The following is an 18,293-nucleotide window of genomic DNA, read 5'->3' on the forward strand; positions in this document are numbered from 1 at the left end:
TTTAGCAAGTTTTAAAAGATACGGAAATGAAAATTTTTAGAAATGGAATATTACCCGCAATACTATTGATTGTGGTAGCCGGCAGCCAAACAGGCTGTAAAAAAATGTTTGGTTTAGAACGTCAAAAGGATTATAAATACGTAAAACAAACGCTCGATCCAAATATTGGTGTATCGGCCAGAAAATTCCTCGAAGACCGCGCAACCGGTACAGGAATGGCAAGTGATCCTACAGATACAGTTTTTAAGTACATGAAGTTGGGTTTAGAATATGCAGGCATAGATTTGGCCGAATATGAGAAAAATGATCGCACCTTTTTGTTTTTACATAATCTGGGGGTTAGGGTACTGCCCACCAGAACTACAAATGGGGTGGTGGTAACAACCAGTAATGTTCCAACAGCTGGTTTGTGGTTCGATTATCCCATTGTAACGGGTACAAATCCAACTACCGGACTGCCAATAACGCGTCCGGCAACTAAATGGAGCGACTATCCTAAAGAAGATGTGAAAAATTATTTTCTGTATCTCATCGGGCAAGGGAGGTTTAATTTCGATAACCTCAATGCTAACAATGTTACAGTAAAATCATTGTTGCCAGCTGGTGCGGTGCTTTCGAAATCAACTATGCTGGGGTATTTCAATAATGGAAAAGGTTTTGATGAAAATGGAAATTTTTATCTTAAAATCCTGAACAACAATGATCAGGCTCCAATTGTACACAACAATAGAACAAACGACAGAAGTGCGGGCTATATCGCTACTAATGGCATTGTTCATGTTTTTGGAGCTTCATTAGCGCCCGCTTTATAACCTGTGAAAAACAAATCGGGTATGGGAAACTATATCCGATTATTTTTTGGCTGTTTTAAATATTAAATAACGGAAATGGTTTCTGGTTACCTAAGCATCTATCTTATGAAATTTAATAAATCACTCCTTTTATATTTGCTGTTTTTTTTGCTTCATTTCAACTTGAATGCACAGGAACTGACATGGACTGAGGTTGAGCCTGGTGTATGGAAAGGTGTATTCGGAGTTCCCGAATCTTACAACCTGTTAACAGCATCAGGAGTTAAACCAGATCATCAATCGTTAAAAGCTTTAGGTACAGCCATTTTTCCTTTTGCCGGCAGCCCGGTAGTTGCACAGCAACTGGATGGCAAAACATACCTTCGCTTTCCATTACATCACACCGAACAACTTTATGGGTTTGGATTAAACTTTCAAACGGTGCATCAGCGTGGAAAAATATTAGAATTGCATGTAGACCATTATGGAGGAAAAGATAATGGGAGAACCCATGCCCCAACACCATTTTACGTTTCATCGGCAGGGTATGGGGTATTTATCAATTCGGCCAGGTACATTAAAGTTTGGACAGGAACTTCCATGAGGCAAGAAAGCAAAGCTTTTCCAACTCCAAAGGACAGGAATACCGATAAAACCTGGTCATCCAGAAATCAGTCTGATGAGGTAGAAATATTGGTTCCGGGCACAGGTATTGAGATTTATGTATTCGGTGGACCAAAAACTATTGATGCCATAAAAAGATATAACTTATTTAATGGAGGAGGATATTTGCCACCTCGGTGGGGCTTAGGCTTTACACAGCGCTTAATGACGCGCTCTACCGCTGAGGAGGTAGAACAGGAAGTGGATGCTTTTAAAGCAAAGGGCTATCCCTTAGATTTTGTTGGATTGGAGCCCGGATGGCAAAGTAAAGCCTATCCAGGTACTTTTTCCTGGGATAAAAACAGGTTTCCACAACCTGCATCCTTTGTACAAAGTATGCTCGATAAGGGTATTAGACTAAATCTATGGATTAATCCATATGTCTCGCCAGATGCACCTTTCTATAAAGAAATTAAACCTTTAACGGCGTCTCACACGGTTTGGTTAGGTCTTGTTCCCGACCTTAACCTGCCGAAAGCCAGAAATCTGTTTTTTAATCAGCTGCAAAAAGATCAGGTCGATATAGGGGTTAGTGGGTATAAAATTGATGAGGTGGATGGCTATGATTATTATTTATGGCCCGATGTAGCCACTTTTCCATCAGGAATAAGTGCTGAGCAAATGCGGCAAACGTATGGGCTCTTAATGCAACGCTACTCTGCAGAAATGTTTAAAAACAATAATAGGCGAACATTTGGCTTGGTTAGGGCATCAAATGGTGGAGGAACTTCCTTTCCGTACGTGATTTACAACGATTATTATAATCATGAAGATTTTATAACAGCCTTGATCAACAGTGGTTTTGCAGGCGTTTTATGGACTCCTGAAGTTCGGGCTTCTAAAACAGCAGAAGAGTGGTTGAGAAGATTTCAATCCAGCGTGTTTTCGCCCATGGCCATGATCAATGCCTGGGCAAGTGGTACCAAACCATGGACTTACCCCGAGGTTGAAAAACAGGTGAAAGAATTTGCTTTACTCAGGATGCGGATGATACCTTATTGGTATACCACATTTGCAAGGTATCATTTTGAGGGAATTCCTCCTTTCCGTGCAATGAGCCTGGAAGAGGGTTTTAAACCGGATTTACAATCCACTGCCGGAAGCGCTAATCTGGAAGAAAATCCATATGCTGAAGCTACGGCCAAAGAAATAAAAGATCAATACATGGCTGGAGAATCTTTACTTGTTGCACCCATGTTTACCGGCCAAACAAAGCGGCAGGTTATTTTGCCTAAAGGTAAATGGTATGATTTTTACACAGGCGTTTTTGCGGGTGATGGACAAGTGATTACCGCAACACCTGGGCTGGATAAAATCCCTGTATATGTAAAGGACGGTGCAGTAATCCCGATGATGCCTGCATTATTGCATGCGCCAAAAAGTGGAGAGAAAGTTGATCTGGAAATCCGCCATTATGGCGAAAAAGAAACCGATTACAGCCTTTATGATGATGATGGCGAAACTTTTAATTTTGAGCAAGGACAGTTTAGCTGGAGAAAAATCAGGGTGAAAAGACAAAAAAACGGTCAATTAAAAGGGAGTATGAGTCCTCCGGAAATGGGGAAACCCAATTCTATTGGCCGGGTAACATTCAAATTTATGACTCCATAATATGAAACAGTATATCATTTATCTACTTTTTATCTTTCAAATTTTTACTGGTCAACTGTTCGCTAAATCAAATGATGATCCCTATCTGGGGGCTGTTGTTACGGTGCTGAGAAAGCAGGTTTTAGCGGAAGCAGAATGGGCGCTTTCTCAACAACCCATAACGGTTACTGCGGCAAGCTCTTCCAGAAGCGCAGGAAATAAACACGATTTTTTCTCAGAAGGGGATTATTGGTGGCCAGACCCGCAGAACCAGCAGGCACCCTATATTCAAAAAGACGGCTTAAGCAATCCTGATAATTTCGTAGCACATCGTTGGGCTATGATCCGCCTGAGCAGGATAATTGGCGCGCTGGCGTCTGCCTATAAAATTACTGGATCGATAAAATACGTGAATCATGCATTTGTACATTTGAAGGCATGGTTTGTAGATGCCCAAACTTTAATGAACCCCAACCTGCTGTATGCACAAGCGATTCAAGGAAGGTTTACAGGAAGAGGAATTGGCATCATTGATACCATTCAACTGATGGAAGTAGCTCAGGGAATTATAGTGATGCAGGATGCTAAAACAGTAAATAGAAAAACACTTGGGTTGATTAAAAAGTGGTTTGCAGATTATTTAACCTGGCTTACTACCCATCCGTACGGAAAAGATGAAATGAATGCCGAAAATAACCATGGTACTTGCTGGACCATGCAGGTAGCCTCTTTTGCCCGACTAACCGAAAATAAAGCACTACTTGAATTTTGTAGCAATCGATATAAAACAGTACTTCTGCCTACTCAAATGATTACAGACGGAAGTTTCCCCAGAGAAACCAAGCGAACTAAACCTTATGGCTATTCCTTGTTTAATTTAGATGCGATGACGATGCTTTGTCAGATACTATCTGATGAAAAAGAAAACTTATGGACTTTTCAATTATCAGATGGTAGAAGCATTAAAAAGGGCATTGAATATCTGTATCCATTTGTAGTGGAAAAATCGCTTTGGCCTTTTCAAAAAGATGTTATGTATTGGGATAATTGGCCTGTGGCACAACCCTTTCTGATATTTGGAGCAAAGCAATTTAAAAATGACAGCTGGTTAAAAACCTGGATTAAATTAGACCACCATCCCCAAAATGCTGAAGTGATTAGAAATTTACCGATAAGAAATCCTTTGATCTGGATGTGAGCGCCTGCGAAAAAAGTACTCTATACCAAGAACAACACATTAAAATGCATTGACGAACTGCCAACAGTACATTGATGCTTAGAAATCAATTATGAGAAAACTGAAATATACCATTGCCTCAATTATTTTAATCGGACTGCAAACTACTGTTTTCGGCCAAAAAGTAAACATTAAGAGGGCTTTTAAACATGCTGCGGCACAAACTAAGGTTATGTTGCAGGAAATACCAAAAGCAGCCAATGCAGCTGCACCCGAACTGGTGTCTCCAAGAACTTTAGAAAATGGAGCGCTTAAACTCGTTGCTTCAAAAGACTGGACAAGTGGCTTTTTTCCTGGAGTACTTTGGTATCTGGACGAATATTATCATCAGGAGGAATGGAAAGCTGCAGCTCAAAAATTTACAGCTTATATAGAGCAGGAAAAAAACAATGGAGGTACCCACGATATGGGCTTCAAAGTATATTGTAGCGTAGGAAATGGCTACCGCCTAACGCATGATCCGCACTACAAAGCGGTTATTATTGAATCAGCAAAAACACTCGCAACCCGATTTAATCCTAAAACAGGTGTCATTTTATCCTGGGATCATAGCCGGAATAAATGGGTTAACCCTGTCATTATTGATAACATGATGAACCTGGAATTACTATTTGAAGCAACGAGGCTAACGGGAGATTCGACATATTATCAAATTGCAGTGAGCCATGCCAATACCACAATGAAAAATCACTTCAGAGAAGATTTTAGCTCCTATCATGTAGTAGATTATGATCCGCAAACGGGTGCTGTACTAAAGAAAACTACCCATCAGGGGTACAGCAATTCCTCTGCATGGGCGAGGGGACAGGCCTGGGCTTTGTATGGTTATACAATGTGTTATCGCTACACTAAAAATCCGGTTTATTTAAAACAGGCAGAGCAAGTTGCAGGCTTCATTTTTAACCATCCCAATATGCCTAAAGATCTTGTTCCTTACTGGGATTTCAATGCTCCTCAAATACCCAACGAACCAAGGGATGCATCAGCGGCGGCTGTTATTGCCTCCGGATTATATGAATTAGGTCAGTATAGCGATCAGCATGCCGATTACCTGAAGAAGGCCAATCAGATTTTGAAAAGTTTGAGCACAACATATATTGCCCCGGCAGGTTCAGCTAAAGGTTTTATTTTACTTCAAAGTACAGGTTCTAAACCTTCAGATAGTGAAGTCGATGTGCCGCTCAGTTACGCCGACTACTATTATCTCGAAGCACTTTTAAGATCAAAAGCAATGAAATAACTATAAAAAGCTACCTGAAAAATAATCATCAATTCCCTAACTATGAAAATAAAATACTGCATAACAAGCCTTTTGTTAGCTTCGGCAATTTCCGGATTTACAAAAGAGTATAAAATAAGTTCTGCCGCCGAGCTGGCTGCTTTAAGACTGGTTGCCGGCGATGAGGTAATTGTTAAAGACGGATCGTGGGTCAACCAGCAAATGGTTTTAAAAGGCAAGGGAACTGCTGAAAAGCCTATTAAATTAAAAGCTGAACATGGTGGTGCGGTATTCCTAACCGGAACCTCATCCCTTAAAATCGATGGTAGCTGGTTATTGGTAGATGGAATATCGTTTAAAGAAGGAGCAACCAAAGGGGAAGATGTCATTTTATTTGCCGAGAATGCTGATCATTGTCGTTTAACCAATTCATCAGTAGTAGGATATAATCCATTGGATAAGGCTTTAGAATATACTTATGTCTCTTTATATGGTGATCACAACCGCATAGATCACTGTTATTTTGAAGGTAAAACTAATCTAGCCCCAACTTTAGTAGTATGGCTTTCCGATAAGCCTAACTATCATGAGATAGATCATAATTATTTTGGTACCCGTCCGGATGTAAATGGAAATGGCGGAGAAAGCATTCGGATTGGAACCAGTACCTGGTCTATGTTTGATTCCTTTACCAGGGTAGATGCCAATATTTTTGCACATTGCAATGGCGAAACAGAGATTGTTTCTGTTAAATCCTGCAGAAACATCATTTCCAATAACCTGTTTTTCGAAAGCCAGGGAACACTTACCCTTAGGCATGGGAACTATAACGTAGTTTATGGCAATATTTTCATCGGCAATAAAGTTCAAAACACGGGAGGTATCCGCGTAATTGGCGAACACCATCGGGTTTACAATAACTATTTGCAGGGTTTAACCGGTACTGGATTAAGGGCAGCTATTTCGGTGATGGATGGATTACCGAACCCAATATTGGTTAGCCACTGGCAGGTAAAACATGCAGATATTATTGCCAACACTATTGTTGATTGTAAAGAAGCTTTCTCGTTAGGCGCAGGAAAGAATACTGAACGGATATTGCCTCCACAGAAAGTGTTAATTGCTAACAACCTGGTGAAGGTGGAAAAAAATAACCCGGTAAGCTGGGTCGATCAGGCTGCTGATGTAGCTTTTGCCGGTAATATGTTGGATGCTAAAAGTGCCCCAGAACCTCTGGAAAAAGGATTTGTACTGGTGGATGCAAAAATGAAAAGACATGAAGGGTTTTGGGTGGCGCAACCAGATAGCCCGCTGATAGGAGCTTTTAAGGGAAGTTATTCCTATTTGAAAAACAATGATGTAGGGGCAAATATAAAATTTGATGTAGCGGCCTTGTTAAAGGTAAAATACGTTGGGCCAAACTGGTATAAGACATATCCGGCCATGGAGATTAAATGAAGGGTTTAGCATTATGCTCCTCTAAAAAGATTAAGTTCTTGATGTAAGAACTGGTATTTTAATAATTCAATAATAATATGATCAGGAAAATTTATTTTTTGTTTTTGATTTCAGTTTTGTATGCAGGTGTTGCTAATGCACAGCAAGCGCAATCAAAGGAAGATAGGATGAAATGGTGGCGGGAAGCCCGTTTTGGTATGTTTATACACTTCGGTGTATATGCACAATTGGCTGGTGAATATCAGGGGCATCAGCAAACCCGTGGTGGGGCAGAGTGGATTATGAATAGAATGAAGGTGCCTGTTGCCGAATACAAATCGATAGCGAAACAGTTCAATCCGAGCCAGTTTAATGCCGATGATTGGGTAAGAATGGCTAAAGATGCCGGAATGAAATATCTGGTTATTACGGCCAAACATCACGATGGTTTTGCATTATTCGACTCAAAAGCGAGTGATTGGGATATTGCTGATGCAACGCCTTATAAAAAAGACTTGCTTAAACCGCTGGCAGAGGCTTGTAAAAAGTACGGTATAAAACTTGGGTTTTATTACTCTCAGGCTCAGGATTGGGGAAATGCCGGAGGCTCGGCCGCCCGCAAACTAATGGCTGAGGGATGGCAGAATCCGGATAGTACCCAGATTAATAATTATACCCTGGCCCACAACGGCCATTGGGATCCTGTTCAGGAGACCGCAACTTTTGGTGAATATATTGATAGGGTTGCTGTGCCTCAGGTAAAAGAGCTTATGACCAATTACGGCGACATTGCTGTGCTCTGGTGGGATACACCAACTAATATGACAGACAACGCCGCATTTAAATTGCAGGAACAATTAAAATTACAGCCCAACATCATTACCAACGACAGGCTAAAACGTCCAAATTTTCCAGGAGATACCAAAACGCCAGAACAAAAAATACCCAATTTAAGTGAACTGGATGGTCAGGATTGGGAGACCTGTATGACCATGAACGGTACATGGGGGTTTAGAAATTCAGATACCAATTGGAAATCATCACAAGTTCTAATCCGTAATCTGGTAGATATTGCTTCAAAAGGTGGTAACTATTTATTGAACATTGGCCCTAAGCCAGATGGACTGTTCCCTGAAGAAAGTATACAGCGTTTGAAAGACCTGGGGGCATGGATGAAAGTAAATAGCGAATCTATATACGCTACACAGGCCAGCCCTATCCAAACACAAACATGGGGTAGGGTAACCAGAAAGTCGATTCCTGAGGGTAATACAACCTTATATTTATCTGTTTTCGACTGGCCAGAAAATGGTGAGCTCATAGTAAAAGGATTGTCTAATAAGGTGTTATCTGCCATTTTATTAAATAACGGAAGCGCAGTGACCTGGAAAAAGTCTGCTGATGGGCTGAAATTTAAGCTTCCCGTTGAGGCACCAGATCAGGTAGCCAGTGTAATTAAGATAGAGGTGAAAGGCAAAATGCAAACCTGGTTTGGCGAATCAGGTAAAGAAAAAATGAAAACCGGGGCTATAGATTAATAACCATATGCAATTGACCAAAAAACTTGCTTGCTTAAGTATATCTGCTTTGCTGTGGACGCCACTCATGGCACAGAAAATCAGCCCACTCTGGACTGATTTTATCTCCCAAAAAACAGACAGAAAAATCCCCGCTTTACCTGATTTTTCATATGCCGGGTATCATTTTTCTGAAAAACAAATTCCTTCAACAGCCGACCGAAAAATTTTTAATGTGCTTGATTATGGGGCCATTCCAAATGATAATGTATATGATGATGAAGCCATTCAAAAAGCTGTAGATGCTGCCGAAAAAAATGTGGGCGGAGGGGTTGTCTTTTTCCCTTCCGGGAAATTTTTATTGGCTAAAGATAATGACAGCACTAAATGCATCAGGATTTCTAAAAGTAACATTATCCTCAAGGGCAGTGGAAGCGGTTCGAATGGTACAGAAATTCACCAGGATCAAATGAGGGTTAATGGGAGACAGATTATTTTTCGCCCTGTTGCAAATGTTCAGAAGAGGTTGACTGTTGTAACCAAAAACGCCCGGCGGGAAAGCTTTTGGATTACTGTAGAAAATGCAGATGCCTTAAAGCAGGGGATGGATGTAGTGTTAAGGCACAGAAGTGAAGCTTTTACGAAAATTTATTTTGCACCATTAACACTAAAACCAGAGTGGACGAGGTTGTTCGGTGATGGTGGAGGTATACTCATCAATGAAATCCACACCATCGAAAAAATTGAGGGGAATGATATCAAGTTTAAAAACCCTATTCACTTCGATCTTACCTTAGTTGATAAACCATTTGAGCTTTTAAGTTATAATTCCATTGAAGAATGCGGAATAGAGGACATTCGGTTTACCAGCAACTGGAAAAACTATCCCGAAGAATTTATTCACCATAAAAATGCCATTCACGATTATGCATACGAAGCTGTAGGTATGGAGTATATTAAAAATAGCTGGGTCCGTAATTGTGAATTTCAAGACTGGAATGAAGGTTTGTTTATCCGGTCAGGATATCAGGTAAGCGTTTTGAATGTAGATTTTACGGGTAAAAAAGGGCATGCTTCTGTACATGCCCGCACCGGATATGGCGTTTTGATTAAACATTGCAATTTCAATAATGCACAACATCACGGTGCTGGAACGGGATATAGTGCTGTTAATACTGTTATTACGCAATGTACATTGGGTACAGATCAAAACATCGATATTCATTCGGGGCAACCTTTTGCTACACTGTATGATGACATTAAAGGGGGAGTATTTTATAATTTAGGAGGTCCTGAACCCGGTCATCCTCATCATGGTAAATACCTTGTTTTCTGGAATTTTAAGCATCAATCGGCAAAAGATCAATACTATAATTTTTGGGATCTCAACAAAAGAAGAAACTATACTATTGCTCAACCTTATTTAATTGGCTTTCAATCTGATCATAAAGTTACTTTTGAAAATGAGGGAACTAATGAGTCGCAAGGAAAAGCTGTACTACCCAAATCATTATTTGAAGCACAGCTAACCTTTAGATTAACGGGTAATGATGTAGCTAAATAAATTGCAAAACAAAACAAATCTCTCCCTATGAAAAACGTTAATGCTTTAGTTTTTAGCCTCTGGATGGCTTCCCCGGTTCTGGCTTTTTCTCAATCAGCCAGTTTAAAGAAATGGCCTGAGGGCTGTTCACCAGAAGTAGTTGGTAAAAGAGTTGCTGCCAGGTTTGTAGCTACGCCACATACTAATTTTAACAGGCCAACACCACCGAAAGTTATTACATATGCAGAAAGCTGTACCTGGTATGGTGCATTAAAATTTGCGCAGGCCTTAGGAAACAACGAACTCAAAAAGGACCTGATTAAAAGATTTGAACCCATGTTTGGTACTGAAGCCGGAATGGTACCACCAGTAACCAATGTGGATTATGCTGTTTTTGGTGCAGTGCCATTGCAATTGTATATCCAAACGGATGAAAAAAGATATCTCGAAATGGGGCAAAATATCGCCGATCAGCAATGGACAAAACCAGGCGATCAGGTAAAAGTAAGTATTGAGCAATTAGCTGCTTTTCAGAAAGGGTTTAGCTGGCATACCCGAATGTGGATAGACGACATGTTTATGATTACGGCATTACAAACTCAGGCTTACAGGGCAACCCATAACGAAAAATACATCAACAGGGCGGCAAAGGAAATGGTACTATACCTGGATTCGCTCCAAAAACCAAACGGCTTATTTTATCATGCCCCGGATGTTCCATTCTTTTGGGGCAGAGGTAATGGATGGATGGCAGCGGGCATGGCAGAAATACTTAGTTCATTGCCTTTAAATAACCCCGATCGACCCCGGATTATGAAGGGGTACCAAACCATGATGACCTCATTGTTGAAATATCAGGCACCATCCGGTTTATGGCGACAATTATTAGATGAACCGGCTTCATGGGCAGAAAGCTCATCCACAGGAATGTTTACCTATGCCATGGTAGTGGGTGTTAAAAAAGGCTGGCTGGATCGCAAAATATATACTCCGGCAGCAAGAAGGGCCTGGCTGGGATTGGTGTCTTATCTGGATGATAATGCTGATGTGAAAGATGTATGTGAAGGCACGAATAAGAAAAATGATAAACAATACTATCTGGACAGAAAAAAGGTAACCGGAGATCTTCATGGGCAGGCACCCATTTTATGGATAGCCGCTGCGCTGATTGATTAATATTAAAGGCCGGGTAAATTGCCCGGCCTTTTGAATGTTAAAACTGTTTGAAAGGAATTTCTCTGGAATCCTGAAAAACTCCATTCACTGATGTTAGTTTGTATGTTGGGAAATAAACTCTTTCTGATAACTTAACGGACTTTTACCAGTAGTCATCTTAAAATATTTATGAAAACTGGCCATGTTATTGAAACCACTTTCATAACACAACTGCTTAATATTTAACTTGTTTTCTATCAGTAATCTACAGGCATGTCCAACTTTAACTTCCGTTAAAAACCTGGAATATGTTTTTCCTGTTTTAGATTTAAAATATCTGCAGAAGGAGTTTGGACTTATAACAGCCACATTAGCAATCTCTTCGAGCTGTATTTTCCTTCTGAAGTTTTCTAAACTGTAATTATATATGGCGTTGATTTTGATGTTTTCTGTTTCGTCATAATCCTGCTTAAAACCAATTGAAGAAAGTTTAACCGTTTGGTTTGAATTCGCAATCAGGTTAAGTGCTTCCATGAGTAAGATAATGCGATTGGCACCTTCAGAAGTAACCATTTGTTCAAGCAAATTAGCAACCTGTATTTTAATTTTGCCATTCACCTGAATGCCCCTTCTGCTATTTTCCAGTAAGCTTTTAATGGGTTTGTTTTCGGGTAAGTTAAGAAAGTGGTCACCCCAGAAGTTCTCGCTAAAATGTGCAACTCTAACATCGGCAGAGACTTTAGAGGGGTTTTTGAAATAGATATCGTCAAACCGCCAATAATGAGCAAGATGAGCGCCAACCAGTACAATGTCTCCTGATCGAAAACTTTTGATGCTGTCGCCAATGAATTGCGTTCCTACACCTTTTTTAAGATGGATGAGTTCTACCTCGGGATGGTAATGCCACTTATTATTCATGTAGGGAACCAGATCTCTACGCACACTAAAGGATTGCGCAGGTCCGGTTGAAACTTTTAATAATTGTGGTTTCATAATAAATAGGGATATTTGGTTAACTTAAATATACATCATAATTCTATATTGTGATTATTTTATGATAATAATGCTGAATTTTCGCTTTACAAATCAATGTATATATATAAGGCAACCAATAGTTAGTTTTGGGTGAATAAACTATAATTAAAATATTATTTTTATTGATGAGGCTGCATGAAGTCGCCATAAAATCCAACGCTGTTCTCATGCAGCCTCATTAAAATCTAATTATTGGGCAGCATCTGCATAAGTATTAGCTATTCTGATTTTCTTTACAAAATGCGTGGCTTGAGAGGCATCACCTCCATAAACACCCCATTTAGGATCACAATAATCCACATCAAGGGTTCTGCAATATAAACGCTGGCTGCCATTAGATAAGGTTTGTTTAACCCCATTGTACCAGAATTCAATATAACCGATAGCAGGATCTCTGGATACTTTCATCCGAATAACGAATTTAAGCCAGGTGTTTACAGATAAAGGTGTTGACCAAGGTACAGTTGCTACATGATTGTCATCAAAATGCTGAAGCTCCAGATTTCCAGACTTGGTTCTGAGCATTAACGGATGGTTTTGTAAAGATCCGGCTGTTGGATAAGATTTCCATTGAAATATAGCATCTGTTTTTAAGGTTGTGGGCATATAAATTTTGCTTGTCCAGCCGATGTATATTTCATCTCCATCTTGAGCCTCATAGTTTTTGGCACCATGTCCCTCTGTACGATGGCTGTCGGCTGGCTTCAGGAATTTCCAGGTTAGCGTACCAGTTTCATCATTTACGGTTGTAACCGTTCCGGTACCTTCGATGTTAATGTCTTTCCAAACGTTTGCCGATCCATTAGAGGCATCGCCATTGAAGAGAACAGACATAATCTGTATGCCTCCAGAGGCACTTTTTACTGGTTTTTCGATGTTTTCCAATTGATTGTCTGCGCTTTCAATTGTTGTTTGTTTTTTGCAGCCAAACTGCAATACAGCCGCGCAGGTAAGCGCCAGCATTACTGGTTTAATTTTTTTCATGAGATGATTATTTGATTAGTAGATTAAATTTAGGCGGTTAAATCAGCTCTTTGTTGTGTGATATAGGCCAAATAATCAACAGAATTAGCAGGTCTGTGCTATGTGTTATTGTTGCAGGCTATTAGTATCAGGCGTTTAGTGTAAAGTCAGGTAAAACAGTTAAGCAATTAAACAGTTCAACAATTAAGCTTAACGCGGTTCATCTGTTCTCTTGGTCTTTAGTAGCAAGTATTAATATCAAGTCTCAAGACTTGGAGCCAGGGAGGGTAATGTGGCTCATCTTTTTTCCTTATTGTTTGCGCTTTACAACTTTAAGCATTGTAGACTTTGGACTTGCGATTTTAATAATTAAAGATGTTTGTTTTTAAAAGAGACATTCATTAGGAGCAGATTTGCCTGCGCTAATCTTATTTTACCCCTTTAATTTTACCATTTATACCCCTAATCATATATTGTGATTTGTATACATTTGGTGCAGTGTAATACTTATTAAATATTCTTGATTGTATTATTTATTAGTGTTTTGTAATTAGGGATAGATTATAATAAGGTTATGCTATAATGATAATTAACCAAATATTAATCAAAATTAAGCAAAATGAGCAAACACAAATTTCTTACCGTTCTCCTTTTAATGGGCCTGTCTGTATCACTTTTATCCTGTAAAAAAGCAGAGAAAGAAAATCAACAGGAAGGAACCAAATCAGTAAAAGCATGGGAAACATTGTTGGATGGTAACTCCCTTTCGAGTTATAGTAGTTTTGAAGCAGCATGGAATTATAATTATCCATGGGGCACTGATCACAATGGTTCTGCCCGAATGGTTGGAAGCAGTACCAATCATAATCAACTTTCTTTGAGTGGTGGGGTACTCACTATTAAAGCTACCCGTTTAAGTAGTTCACCAGGAAACAGTACAGCCAATGGTTTTACTAACATTGCAATCTGGTACAATTCAGGAGCCTGTTATGCCAAACAACAGGTAATAATTAATGATCAGTTCCCAAGTTATACGATTTCCGGCGATTTTGCTGTACCCACTGTTAAAGGAACCTGGCCTGCTTTCTGGATTACTGGTGTCAATTCCTGGCCTCCGGAAAGCGATATTATGGAATTTAAAGGCAGCTCAACCAATTGGCAAAATACCTATGATGGTGGCTGGGAAAATAAGCTGACAAATGTATCCAATGCCGGATCCTATCATAATTACAAGTGTTGGTATAATAAAATCAACGCCACTGATGTCGAATGTCATTATTATATAGATAATGCCTGGGTAGCTAAGCATATCATGAGCAATTCGGTGAATAAGCCGATGTGGCTCATTATTAATATGCAAATGGAAGGTGATAGCGGTTCACCAGGCCCGTCTGGGAATACAATTTATACCGCCAAAAATATTTACATGGGAAGAGACAGAACGTTTTAAAATTTCAATTTCAATTCCACTCAGGAGGCAGAACAAAAGCTGCCTCCTTTTGAGGTATACCCTATGAGAAAAAACAGGCATAGCATTGGTAGGCTAACGGTTTGCCTGACCGTATTATTATATTTTACTGCATGTAAAAAGCAGGAGATTGATTCCGGCTACGTACAGGCAAACCAACTGCTTGAAAAAATTAATCAGCTCAGGCAAACTGGATGTAATTGTGGCTCAGAGTGGCAGCCTCCTGTAGCTCCGTTATCCGTAAACAAATCATTGCAGGATGCTGCGCAACTACATGCCAGGGATATGCAACTGCGTAATTATCTGGAACATGTAAACCCCGAAGGTATCAGTCCGCAAGAAAGAGCTGAAAAGGCAGGTTACACCGGTTACTTTAGGTCTGAAAACATTGGTAAAGGTTATGCCAGTGCTGATGAAGTCTTGGAAGCCTGGAGAAACAGTATCAGCCATTGCAAGGCCATGATGGATGGGACAGCTGCTGTTGCAGGAATAGGGTATAGCCATTACTATTGGTCAGTTTCGTTTGGAAATCCATTTTAATTCTTTAAAAAAATAATCTATTTTAAAAAGTACTTTTAATTGCAAAGTGAAATTTTTATATTTGATCTGGTCTTAATTCAAATCATATGAAAAACAGAACAGGATTAATTATCGGTTTTATAGTTGGCCTGGTTGGCTTTCTTCTAATGTTTAAAATGCTTGTACTGGAACGCATTCCGCGGGAAGATGAACTTGCACCGGGAGCAGTAGTGATTGTTGGAATATTTGCTGGAGTACTATTTGCATTTATAGGTCGTTTTGTGCAGGGTAGGTTAGAAAAATAGAATCTACTTTTATAGGCTGGGGAGGGTAGATGAATCTGCCCTTGGGGAATTGTGTTGGACAAAAGCTAACTACCTTGATTTTTGGCTATTTCATAATGAAAATAAGGTTTCGTCTGAAAATTGAAAACATTTGCTTGAAGCTTTTGGTTTAGTTATAATAGTCTGGTAAGGCATTAAACTTTATAAAACCATAACATGAAAACCCCCGAAATGGATAATGATATTGAGTATTTAAGAACAAAATTTAACAAGGTTCTAGTTGACACGGTGTGGAGTGATAACGGTGAGCTGGGGTATATAATTCAAGATGGTTTCGATCTTAATGAATATGCAGAGATGGCCAAGAAAATTTTGGAGGCAGACCGGGATATTGCACATGACTTTGTAGGAACGGTAAGCAACCAATCACAAACTGAGGTGGTAACGTTTGATTATCGATCAGGCTGGTTCCTGGAAGGGATTGCCGATGGAGAAATTGAATAAAATTAATTACATATTGCCAACCTTTTCTGAAAATACGCATAGCTCAGCAGCAAGAGTACAGCCATACCCAAAACCATTATTTCATCATCAATAGGGCAGTAGGTGGTACTGCTCTGAAAAGTTCCGCGAATACCTATAGTGCCATTAATTGAATAGCTCATGTTAGTAAAACCAGGCAAGCCAAATTATGTATTTCTGCTTGCTGTTTTTCTTTTTGTCCTCCTTCAAATTGCTATTTTTCACTTCCCGAACACCAATAAGTGTGTATATTTGTTAATTAAGTGCTAGGTTTGAACGTTCATCAATCTAGTGAGCAAACAAACAGGTAATGAAAGCTTATGATAAAATTTCTGACGGGGAACTCTTCTTACTGATCAAAGAGGATGATGAGAAAGCCTATGCGGAAATTTTTAAGCGTTATGCTGAAATTTTACTTCGGCATGCCTTTCGCTTACTGGCCAACAAAGAGGAGGCAAATGATGTTATTCAGGATGTGTTTATGACCCTATGGCAGAAACGAGCTGAGATCGAGATCAAAACAGCCCTTTCTTCTTATCTGTATTCTGCTATCAGAAATAGAATATTTGACCATCTTTCCCATCAAAAGATTGCAGTCAGATATGCCGAATCAATCAGCGCCTTTATGATTGAGGGGTACAATATTACTGATGATGTAGTTAGGGAAAGGGAGCTCGCACATTTAATCCAGCGCGAAATTGATGCCCTTCCTTCACGTATGCGCGAAGTTTTCTTACTCAACAAAAAAGAGGGACTAAGTTATAGTCAGATTGCAGATCAGATGGGGATCACCAGTGAAACTGCTAAACAACAGGTTTATAAGGCCGTTAAAATCCTGAAACCCAGGATTGATGATTTTCTCAGCGCATTTCCTTTTTTGTAAATTATTTTATCTTTCTGATATTCAGTATTTTGTGTTTTATTTTAAAAAAATATAAAAAATGGATATGACGACCTTATGAGATAACCGTCATAGTTTTAATTGCAGCCAGTGATTTCTATCAGATAAGGATATGAACCCAAAATCAATTTCAGACCTGTTTAAAGATTATGCTAACGGAAAACTTAGTCCGGAGGAGAATTCAAAGTTGGAAAGCTGGTACCTGGCCTATGCATCACAAAGTGATGTAGTGATGAGCGACATTGAGGTAAAAGATAGTTTAAACCATTTGAGGAAGCAGCTGGGGATCAAATCTAAGATCTTCGTTAAACTCTGGCCTTATATCGCTATAGCATCCTGCCTGTTATTAACAATTGGCCTGTATTTTTATCTCAATTTAGGATACAAACCGGATGCAGATTTAACCCAATTTGCCGATGTAGAACCAGGTAAGAATGCTGCTACCCTAACATTAGACGATGGGAGGAAAATCTTTTTGACTGATTCAAGGAACGGAGAGCTGGCACAAGAGGGAAACATTAAGATCAGTAAAAAGGATGGTCAGTTGATCTATCAGATAGTAAGTTCTGGTAAACAGCAAAATAAGTTCAATACCTTATCTACAGTCAATGGCGAAACCTATGCCGTTATTTTACCCGATAAAAGTAAGGTTTGGCTAAATGCAGCTTCATCACTCAAATATCCGGCATCGTTTGCCACATTAAAAAATAGAACAGTTGAGTTAACAGGAGAAGCCTATTTTGAAATTGCTAAAGATGCCCAGCATCCATTTGTAGTTAAAACACAAAAACAACTGGTAAAGGTTTTAGGAACTCATTTTAACATAAATAGTTATACTGATGAGCAATCTATTACCACCACACTTTTGGAAGGTTCGGTACAGCTTAACACAGGAAAAACTACCCGAATATTAAAAGTAGGCGAGCAGGCCGTAAATGAAAACGATCAGATTTCAATCAGCAAAGCCAATATCGATAGCATTACCGATTGGGTAAACGGAGATTTTTATCTGGATGATATGAATTTTAAGGTTGCCATGCGAAAAATTGCGCGTTGGTACAATCTTGAAGTTATTTATGATCAATCTATTTCACAAGATATCGAAACAGGGGGGGCGATTTCAAGAAAAAATAAACTTTCTACCGTACTTCACCTGATAGAAAAATCAGGTCAGGTACACTTTAAATTAGCAGGTAAAAAGCTCTATGTAACTAAATAAACTTTATAAATAAACCACACAAACTAACTAACCAACAACTCCAAATGAATAGAAGCACGATTAGCTCCGGTTGAAAAAGTACAACCAGACGCCAAAAGGCATCTGGTTGTGATTTGGATTAACTCCTGAAGAAGTCAATTATTTAATGCGCTGCCTTTACCGTCCAAAGCTGAGGCAGCTTGCAAAACCAAACTCAACAAATGTATACAAATTATACCAAAAAATTGGGT

The 18,293-nt window shown here is 39.4% G+C and carries 17 protein-coding genes; 14 read left to right on the forward strand and 3 right to left on the reverse strand.

Features of this window, described 5'->3' with window-relative positions; translation table 11 throughout:
- The first annotated feature begins 26 nt into the window (after nucleotides 1-26).
- The 8 genes from ACQY77_RS22300 to ACQY77_RS22335 all read left to right on the forward strand — a co-directional run bounded on the left by ACQY77_RS22300 (nucleotide 27) and on the right by ACQY77_RS22335 (nucleotide 11,173).
- Nucleotides 27-812 (forward strand): hypothetical protein, encoded by a 786-nt coding sequence (locus tag ACQY77_RS22300; protein ID WP_421940109.1) that lies wholly within the window; start codon nucleotides 27-29, stop codon nucleotides 810-812.
- A gap of 105 nt (nucleotides 813-917) precedes the next feature.
- On the forward strand, nucleotides 918-3,065 hold the full coding sequence (locus ACQY77_RS22305) for a glycoside hydrolase family 31 protein (protein WP_421940108.1): 2,148 nt from the start codon (nucleotides 918-920) through the stop codon (nucleotides 3,063-3,065).
- Nucleotide 3,066: 1 nt separating this feature from the next.
- Entirely contained in the window at nucleotides 3,067-4,242 is a 1,176-nt protein-coding gene (locus ACQY77_RS22310) for an alginate lyase family protein (protein ID WP_421940107.1), read from the forward strand.
- Between the two features lie 91 nt (nucleotides 4,243-4,333).
- A complete protein-coding gene (locus ACQY77_RS22315) occupies nucleotides 4,334-5,521 on the forward strand; it encodes a glycoside hydrolase family 88 protein (protein WP_421940106.1) in 1,188 nt (395 codons plus the stop codon).
- 42 nt (nucleotides 5,522-5,563) lie between these two features.
- Nucleotides 5,564-6,958 (forward strand): polysaccharide lyase 6 family protein, encoded by a 1,395-nt coding sequence (locus tag ACQY77_RS22320; protein WP_421940105.1) that lies wholly within the window; start codon nucleotides 5,564-5,566, stop codon nucleotides 6,956-6,958.
- A gap of 77 nt (nucleotides 6,959-7,035) precedes the next feature.
- Nucleotides 7,036-8,475 carry an alpha-L-fucosidase gene (locus tag ACQY77_RS22325; protein WP_421940104.1) on the forward strand — a complete coding sequence of 480 codons (1,440 nt, stop codon included), beginning with the start codon at nucleotides 7,036-7,038 and terminating at the stop codon, nucleotides 8,473-8,475.
- Between the two features lie 13 nt (nucleotides 8,476-8,488).
- Complete coding sequence (locus ACQY77_RS22330) at nucleotides 8,489-10,018, forward strand: DUF4955 domain-containing protein (protein WP_421940103.1); 1,530 nt, start codon at nucleotides 8,489-8,491, stop codon at nucleotides 10,016-10,018.
- 27 nt (nucleotides 10,019-10,045) lie between these two features.
- Nucleotides 10,046-11,173 (forward strand): glycoside hydrolase family 88/105 protein, encoded by a 1,128-nt coding sequence (locus ACQY77_RS22335; RefSeq protein ID WP_421940102.1) that lies wholly within the window; start codon nucleotides 10,046-10,048, stop codon nucleotides 11,171-11,173.
- A 93-nt stretch (nucleotides 11,174-11,266) separates the two neighbouring features.
- Here ACQY77_RS22335 and ACQY77_RS22340 read toward each other — a convergent pair whose 3' ends face one another.
- Together ACQY77_RS22340 and ACQY77_RS22345 are read right to left on the reverse strand one after the other, a co-directional pair.
- On the reverse strand, nucleotides 11,267-12,145 hold the full coding sequence (locus ACQY77_RS22340; RefSeq protein WP_421940101.1) for an AraC family transcriptional regulator: 879 nt from the start codon (nucleotides 12,143-12,145) through the stop codon (nucleotides 11,267-11,269).
- A gap of 231 nt (nucleotides 12,146-12,376) precedes the next feature.
- The gene (locus ACQY77_RS22345; protein ID WP_421940100.1) at nucleotides 12,377-13,171 is read right to left on the reverse strand and encodes a heparin lyase I family protein; all 795 of its coding nucleotides are present in this window, start codon (nucleotides 13,169-13,171) and stop codon (nucleotides 12,377-12,379) included.
- Between the two features lie 598 nt (nucleotides 13,172-13,769).
- Here ACQY77_RS22345 and ACQY77_RS22350 point away from each other — a divergent pair.
- The 4 genes from ACQY77_RS22350 to ACQY77_RS22365 all read left to right on the forward strand — a co-directional run bounded on the left by ACQY77_RS22350 (nucleotide 13,770) and on the right by ACQY77_RS22365 (nucleotide 15,925).
- On the forward strand, nucleotides 13,770-14,600 hold the full coding sequence (locus ACQY77_RS22350; RefSeq protein ID WP_421940099.1) for a glycoside hydrolase: 831 nt from the start codon (nucleotides 13,770-13,772) through the stop codon (nucleotides 14,598-14,600).
- A gap of 63 nt (nucleotides 14,601-14,663) precedes the next feature.
- Entirely contained in the window at nucleotides 14,664-15,158 is a 495-nt protein-coding gene (locus tag ACQY77_RS22355; protein WP_421940098.1) for a CAP domain-containing protein, read from the forward strand.
- 86 nt (nucleotides 15,159-15,244) lie between these two features.
- On the forward strand, nucleotides 15,245-15,442 hold the full coding sequence (locus tag ACQY77_RS22360) for a hypothetical protein (protein ID WP_421940097.1): 198 nt from the start codon (nucleotides 15,245-15,247) through the stop codon (nucleotides 15,440-15,442).
- 195 nt (nucleotides 15,443-15,637) lie between these two features.
- Nucleotides 15,638-15,925: a hypothetical protein gene (locus tag ACQY77_RS22365; RefSeq protein WP_421940096.1), complete on the forward strand. Its 288-nt coding sequence runs from the start codon at nucleotides 15,638-15,640 to the stop codon at nucleotides 15,923-15,925.
- Nucleotides 15,926-15,927: 2 nt separating this feature from the next.
- On the opposite strand, the gene ACQY77_RS22370 is transcribed toward ACQY77_RS22365, so the two are convergent.
- The gene (locus ACQY77_RS22370) at nucleotides 15,928-16,086 is read right to left on the reverse strand and encodes a hypothetical protein (protein ID WP_421940095.1); all 159 of its coding nucleotides are present in this window, start codon (nucleotides 16,084-16,086) and stop codon (nucleotides 15,928-15,930) included.
- A 167-nt stretch (nucleotides 16,087-16,253) separates the two neighbouring features.
- On the opposite strand from ACQY77_RS22370, the gene ACQY77_RS22375 reads away from it, so the two are divergent.
- Together ACQY77_RS22375 and ACQY77_RS22380 are read left to right on the forward strand one after the other, a co-directional pair.
- Nucleotides 16,254-16,826: an RNA polymerase sigma factor gene (locus ACQY77_RS22375; protein WP_421940094.1), complete on the forward strand. Its 573-nt coding sequence runs from the start codon at nucleotides 16,254-16,256 to the stop codon at nucleotides 16,824-16,826.
- Between the two features lie 130 nt (nucleotides 16,827-16,956).
- The gene (locus ACQY77_RS22380) at nucleotides 16,957-18,063 is read left to right on the forward strand and encodes a FecR family protein (RefSeq protein ID WP_421940093.1); all 1,107 of its coding nucleotides are present in this window, start codon (nucleotides 16,957-16,959) and stop codon (nucleotides 18,061-18,063) included.
- Nucleotides 18,064-18,293 lie beyond the last annotated feature (230 nt).

Origin of the sequence: Pedobacter sp. (assembly GCF_965279535.1) — a bacterium.
Taxonomy (GTDB): domain Bacteria; phylum Bacteroidota; class Bacteroidia; order Sphingobacteriales; family Sphingobacteriaceae; genus Pedobacter.